Below are 6,617 nucleotides of genomic sequence, written 5' to 3'. Positions count from 1 at the left end.
AACACCAATAACGCCACTTAAGTGGACTAGGAGATAGTGATGATTCAAGGCATTCAAATTACAAAAGCAGCAAACGACAACCTACTAAATTCTATCTGGTTACTCGATAACGAAAAGAATGAAGCACGTTGCGTTGCCGCTAACGCAGGCTACCAAGCAGATCAAGTTATCGCGGTCAGCGACCTTGGTGAGTATGAAAGCCGTGAAGTTGCGATTGAAACAGCACCTCGCATCGAAGGCGGTCAGCACCTAAATGTGAACGTTCTTAAGCGTGAAACTCTTGAAGATGCCGTTGCACACCCTGAGAAGTATCCGCAACTGACGATTCGTGTTTCTGGTTACGCTGTTCGTTTCAACTCATTGACTCAAGAACAGCAACGTGACGTTATCGCACGTACTTTCACTGAGACGCTATAATCATAGCGTTGATGAGAATATTCATATCCAAAAATGGCGCTCAATGAGCGCCATTTTTATCGTTAGAGGAATATCATCCTGACTTCAATAAGATGAAATCAGGATCTCTTTAAGGCTGAACGCGTCTTAACACCGTTTTTAGAGCGTCAAAATCATTGTCTAACTCTTCAGAAAGCAACGTCATCACTGCATGTTTTGCAAGAGGAGCTGGTAATTCAATGTCAGTGCCTAGCACATCGTCAACGACTTCTTTAAATTTGGCAGGGTGCGCAGTACACAAAAATAGCCCCGTTTCTCCCGCTTGTAACTGCTCATCCAAAACTCGATATGCAATGGCACCATGCGGTTCACACAAATAACCTTGCGCGTAAAGTTCACGAACTGAATCCGCACTTTGTGCATCAGATACCGCACCTTTACCTAAGGTATCTAGCCCCCAGCCCTTTAAGCGACAAAGCTCTTCGATGCGCGGCCAGTTGTTCGGCTGACTTACATCCATCGCATTCGATGTGGTCGCTACCGTGGGTTTTGGATCCCATTGACCCGTTTCTAAGTAACGAGGAACGGTATCATTGGCATTGGTTGCCGCGATAAAACGCTTGATAGGTAAGCCCAATGCTTTTGCCAACAGACCCGCGGTTAGGTTGCCAAAGTTGCCACTCGGTACGGAGATGACTAAGTTTTCACGCTGCGCTTTGCTTAATTGTGATGCGGCCTCAAAGTAGTAGCAAATTTGTGCCATTAAACGGCTGATATTGATTGAATTTGCAGAGTTTAAACCGATCTCTTGGCGAAGCTTGGCGTCATCAAAAGCCTGCTTAACTAACGCTTGGCAAGCATCAAAGTCACCATTTATCGCGACAGTGTGAATATTGTTGCCCAGAGTGCAGAAGAGTTTTTCCTGTAACGGGCTGATCTTACCTTTAGGGTAAAGTATCACGACCTTGATGTCTGGCATTCCATAAAAGGCATGAGCCACCGCTGCGCCAGTATCACCAGAAGTCGCGGTTAAAATGGTGATCTGTCCACCATTTGAAACAGCGGCCAGTGACTGCGCCATAAAGCGACCACCAAAATCTTTAAATGCCAGCGTTGGGCCGTGGAAAAGCTCTAGAGCATAAATGCCGTCTTTCACTTGCTTAATCGGTGCTGGAAACTGAAAAGCCGCATCAACCATCGCATTCACTTGCTCTGCGGGTAATTCATCACCAATCAAGGCGCTGAGAATTTTTGTACTACGAGAGATAAAATCTTCGGCTAGTAACGCGTCAATATCTTCAAACTGAGGCAACTCTGCTGGGAAAAATAGCCCTTGATTGCGTCCTAATCCTTGGCGTACGGCTTGGCCAAAAGAGACTTGTTCATCATTTTCTTTTATGTTGTAAAGCTTCATAGAGCACTTCCTGTAACGGTCGAGCCATTTTTGTCTAAGCGACAAATATGGACGAATCCTTCTTCATTTTGTACATAATGTTGTTCAAGCCAACGAGCAACTCGCTCGGCAACCTCTTTTTCTTTGCAAATACTGAACAGTGTTGGGCCACTGCCGGAAATGCCAGTGGTGAGCGCTCCGGCTGATGCAGCGTATTTACGCGCATCCGAAAAGCCGGGCAGAAGTTTCTCACGATACGGTTCAGCAATCACGTCTTTGATCAGTTTAGCCGCTAGCTCAGGCTGACCTGAGTGACAAGCATGAATGAAACCTGCGAGATGACGACCATGCGCAATGATGTCCTGTCGACGATATTGTGAAGGTAAGATCGCTCGCGCTTCGGCTGTGGAAACTTTAATCCCAGGATACGCCATCACCCAATACCAATCGTCAAAACAAGGCACTTCTTGGCTGATGATACCTAGCTCTTCAAGCATCAATTGCACGCCGCCTAAGTAGCAGGGGGCAACGTTATCATAATGTATACCGCCTGAAATTTTACCTTCCATTTCGCCCATCAGCGCTAAAAGCTCAGTCTGATTAAGTGGGTTACCGTGAAACTGGTTCAACGCATCTAAAGCTGCAACAATTGAACAAGCACTCGAACCTAAGCCTGAACCAATAGGCATATTTTTTTCTAACGTCATTTGCAACGGCTTTACTGTAATGCTCTTTTTTTCAAGCTCTCTGGCAAAAACAAGCCAGCAATCGTAAACAATATTCTGCTTTGGATCTTGTGGCAGCTTGTCGACAAAGCGACCTGCAGTTTCGAGTACAAAAGGTTCGCTGCCCGCTTTAACTTCAACGCGATCCCCCAATAAACTGCCATCAATTGGCGACACGGCCGCCCCTAAAACATCAAACCCAACGCTCACATTACCAATTGAAGCTGGAGCATACACCACCACACTCATGTCACTTGAACTCATCAATTAAACCCCTAACTTCCAACCTAAGGTGCGCATCACATCAGAGAACACCCCTGCTGCTGTTACTTCTGTACCCGCCCCATAACCACGCAACACCAATGGAATCGGTTGGTAATAACGGCTATAAAACGCCAGTGCATTCTCACCATCTTTGACTTTAAACATTGGGTCATTTTCATCGACCACTGCAATTTTCACCTTGCATTGGCCCTCTGATATTTCACCAACATAACGTAATACCTTACCTTCGGCTGCTGCCTTAGTGGATAACTCTTGGAAATAAGCATCAGCCTGCGGCAAGCGCGCCATAAACTCTTCAACTGTACCCGAAATATCGAAACCCGGTGGCAAAGCAAGATCGACTTTTACATCATCCAGTTCTAAAGGCATTCCCGCCTCACGAGCTAAAATTAACAGCTTACGAGCCACATCCATTCCCGACAGATCATCACGAGGATCAGGCTCAGTGAAACCTTTGTCTTTAGCTAACTGCGTAGCTTGACTAAGTGTCATACCTTCATCCAGTTTGCCGAAAATAAACGAGAGAGAGCCAGATAAAATACCGCTGAATTTTTCCAACTCATCACCAGCGGCAATGAGATTTTGCAAGTTTTCAATCACAGGTAAACCAGCACCAACCGTCGTTTCGTACATCAGTTTACGGCGCGAGTTGCGCGCCACTTCACGCAGCTGGTGATAGTAGGCCATGCTTGCGGTATTGGCTTTTTTATTAGGCGTCACAACATGAAAACCCGCAGCCAGAAATTCGGCGTACTGGTTGGCAATCACTTCACTGGAAGTACAATCAACTAAGACAGGGTTAATGATATGGTTACGCTGCACTAGAGAGATAAGCCTTGCGAGGCTAAATTCTTCACTCGCGCTATGCATTCGATCACGCCAATGCTCCAGCGGCAAGCCTTCGCTATCCAGTAATAGTGCCTTACTATTGGCAAGGCCACACACTCGAATCACAATTCCTTTATCGGCTAGTTTGGCTTGCTGACGATGAATTTGGTCAACTAATTCGCCTCCGACACCGCCAACACCGACCACAAACACATCCAAGAAATGCTTAGAATTGAAGAGATTTTCATGACAAGCCTTGATCGCTTCTGAAATTTTATCTTCTGGAATCACCGCCGAAATAGCTCGCTCGGAAGAGCCTTGTGCAATGGCAACAATATTGACGTGAACTTCAGCCAGCGATGAGAAAAATTGAGAAGCCACTCCGCGCGAAGTGCGCATGCCGTCACCAACCAGAGTGACAATCGCAACGTCATCCATAAACTCGACAGGCTCAAGTAGGCCATCTTTTAATTCCAGTTCAAACGCTTCCGATAATGCTCTTTTGGCAAGGGCTTTATCTTGCGCCTCAATACAGAAACTGATGCTGTATTCTGAAGAGGATTGTGTAATCAGCACAATAGAAACGCCTGCGGCAGACATCGCGCCAAATACACGGCTGGCCATGCCGACCATGCCTTTCATGCCTGGGCCGGAGACGTTGACCATAGTCAAATTATTGAGTGTAGTAATACCTTTGATAGCCAGCTTATCTTCACCAGTATCTTGACCAATCAGCGTGCCTGCGCCTTGAGGGTTAAAACTGTTTTTGATAAGACACGGAATATGAAATTGTGCAATCGGTGCAATGGTTTTGGGATGTAACACTGACGCGCCAAAATACGAAAGCTCCATCGCTTCTTGGTAGCTGAGTGATTTTAATAAACGAGCATCCGCAACCAAACGTGGGTCACAGTTATAAACGCCATCGACATCGGTCCAAATCTCACAACAATCTGCACGTAAACATGCCGCAAGCACAGCCGCAGAGTAATCCGAGCCATTACGGCCTAGACAGACCAATTCACCCTTTTCATTACCAGCCGTGAAACCCGGCATAATATTAACATGCGCTTGCGGAAGTGGATTTTGTTTGAAATTTTGCGTGGAGATCTCAACATCGACCATTGCCTCAAGGTACTCACCTTTAGCAAAAAGATATTGTACTGGGTCAATCAGTGCAGCCGCTTGTCCTTTTGCTTCAAGTACCGCTTTCATCAGTTGGATAGAGACTCGCTCACCTTTACTGATAATGCGCGCATTGACGTTGTCTGGGCACATACCGAGTAAATTAATGCCGTGTACAAATTGACGCAGCTGAGACAGTGACGTTTTTACTTGATTGTCAAAAGCGGCCGAATCCACATTAGGTAATTGTGCTTTGATGCCAGCGAGTAGATCGAAAAATGAGAATTCAAGCTCCGCTATTTGGCGTTCTGCTTCGCCATTACGCAAAGCACTCTCAATAACTGCCACTAATTTATTGGTGGTTTTTCCCGGTGCAGAGAGCACAACGGCGACTTCTTCTTGTTGTACATTGTTAACGATGATATCTGCCGCCCTTAAAAAACGATCAGCATCGGCTAACGATGAACCTCCAAACTTTAATACTCGCATCCCTTCCTCCAAAACAGTTCAAATTGGTATAAAAAAAGGCCTGTATCTGGTGGGATACAGGCCTTTTTTGTAAAAACTTTTCGCTCAGCGGCCCGCCCCAACATGTGTCATGTCGGTAATAATAATGGTGGTTGTCATTACTACTAGGCTGCGCTGTAACATAGAAAAATTTAAATACTCGTGTGTTTAATTGCCTTTACGTTTACCTTACTTCGTCATCATTAGTCAACGAAAATCTGCTATTTTTTATAGTCATTCCGAATTAATCAAATTAAAAAACACAACACAAATAAGATACTTATTGCACATTAAGTACAACCATTTTACACATAAGCAAATAACAAAATGCTATATACATAACGCTGTCATCGTGTGAAATTTGTGCTTTAATTGTTGTTACCGCAGTGGACGCAGTAACTCAAAACAAGAATAAGGAGAGGCAGATGAAACTAAAAGTTGCACTATGTTTATTTCTGCTTATCTCTTTATCTAGCATGGCCAATACCTTACCTGCACTTCCTTCTTCACAGAGCCAATCTCCACATCGATTATTTCTTTCAAGCGAAAGTGATGGTCAACAATTTGATAGTTGGACTATTGATGGCGGTTATTCTTATAACCTTTTTGACAATTTAGATCTGTACATTGGAGCGAGAATAAATAATTCCGACTACGGCTCCGAAAGTGGTTTTTTAAGTGGCCTCAGCTACCAGCTAACCCCCAAATTATCACTAAAAAGCACCTTGCGTTCAGCCGCCAGTAATCCGAATGATACGAGCAGTGCTGATGCTATGGCGGCGGAGCTATCTAGCCGACTTCAACTGTCAGAAAACGTTGATTTACATGCCACCCTTGATTATCAAGAGTGGCAACAAGGCGTTCAATTTGGGGTGGGTTTCAGATTCTAGTGCCAGTCTAGCGCTTGAGTTGACGTTAAAACACCATTCCAATCGGCATAAACATAGTCACCCGGCTGAATCATCTGGTTGAGGATAGTCAGCGTCACATTAATTTCGCCTGCACCTCTCTTATCGGTCTTAAGTGGACAACTCGCTAACGCTTTCACGCCTAAATCCATTTGCGATAACGCAGCAACATCGCGTATCGCTCCATAAATGATGACCCCTTCCCAACCGTTTTCAATCGCCATGATCGCCAGTTGGTCACCCAATAACGCTCTTTGACACGAACCGTTACCATCGACGACTAAAACTTTACCTTTACCATTTTGGCTTAATACGTCACGAACTTTAGAGTTATCGTGATAGCAACGTACGGTGACAATTTGCCCCCAAAAAGCACTCCTTAAACCAAAAGTTTGCAAAGGCAAATCCAATATATTGATTTGCGATTCAAATTTATCGCAAATATCTGGT

7 protein-coding genes and 1 other annotated feature are annotated in these 6,617 nt (G+C 44.9%); of the genes, 2 read left to right on the top strand and 5 right to left on the bottom strand.

All coding sequences use genetic code 11. The features are described 5' to 3' along the window. Window positions 1-39 precede the first annotated feature (39 nt). Window positions 40-417 (top strand): autonomous glycyl radical cofactor GrcA, encoded by a 378-nt coding sequence (gene grcA, locus AACT21_RS04690; protein WP_026027385.1) that lies wholly within the window; start codon window positions 40-42, stop codon window positions 415-417. A gap of 109 nt (window positions 418-526) precedes the next feature. Here the strand turns inward: grcA and thrC are convergent, their stop codons facing one another. The 4 genes from thrC to thrL all read right to left on the bottom strand — a co-directional run bounded on the left by thrC (window position 527) and on the right by thrL (window position 5,403). Next, complete coding sequence (gene thrC / locus AACT21_RS04685; RefSeq protein ID WP_017047475.1) at window positions 527-1,810, bottom strand: threonine synthase; 1,284 nt, start codon at window positions 1,808-1,810, stop codon at window positions 527-529. Continuing rightward, window positions 1,807-2,763 carry a homoserine kinase gene (gene thrB / locus AACT21_RS04680; protein ID WP_094164465.1) on the bottom strand — a complete coding sequence of 319 codons (957 nt, stop codon included), beginning with the start codon at window positions 2,761-2,763 and terminating at the stop codon, window positions 1,807-1,809. Before thrB ends, thrC begins: the two co-directional genes overlap by 4 nt. A gap of 18 nt (window positions 2,764-2,781) precedes the next feature. Next, on the bottom strand, window positions 2,782-5,241 hold the full coding sequence (gene thrA, locus AACT21_RS04675) for a bifunctional aspartate kinase/homoserine dehydrogenase I (protein ID WP_026027387.1): 2,460 nt from the start codon (window positions 5,239-5,241) through the stop codon (window positions 2,782-2,784). 29 nt (window positions 5,242-5,270) lie between these two features. Continuing rightward, window positions 5,271-5,388, bottom strand: a sequence feature (Thr leader region). Further along, the gene (gene thrL / locus AACT21_RS04670; RefSeq protein ID WP_100208354.1) at window positions 5,326-5,403 is read right to left on the bottom strand and encodes a thr operon leader peptide; all 78 of its coding nucleotides are present in this window, start codon (window positions 5,401-5,403) and stop codon (window positions 5,326-5,328) included. Its footprint overlaps the feature before it by 63 nt. A gap of 242 nt (window positions 5,404-5,645) precedes the next feature. Here thrL and AACT21_RS04665 point away from each other — a divergent pair, with 242 nt between their 5' ends. Then, on the top strand, window positions 5,646-6,149 hold the full coding sequence (locus tag AACT21_RS04665) for a hypothetical protein (protein WP_013856110.1): 504 nt from the start codon (window positions 5,646-5,648) through the stop codon (window positions 6,147-6,149). Here AACT21_RS04665 and AACT21_RS04660 read toward each other — a convergent pair. After that, window positions 6,146-6,617, bottom strand: a 472-nt coding sequence (locus AACT21_RS04660) for a putative 4-hydroxy-4-methyl-2-oxoglutarate aldolase (RefSeq protein ID WP_141195267.1), incomplete at its 5' end; no start/stop codon positions are given. The genes AACT21_RS04665 and AACT21_RS04660 overlap by 4 nt on opposite strands.

Source organism: Vibrio sp. V08_P9A1T1, from assembly GCF_963874405.1.
In the GTDB taxonomy this organism is placed as follows: Bacteria; Pseudomonadota; Gammaproteobacteria; order Enterobacterales; family Vibrionaceae; genus Vibrio; species Vibrio anguillarum.
The sequence above is the reverse complement of the archived record's forward strand: the minus strand, read 5'-3'. Positions and strand labels throughout refer to the sequence as shown.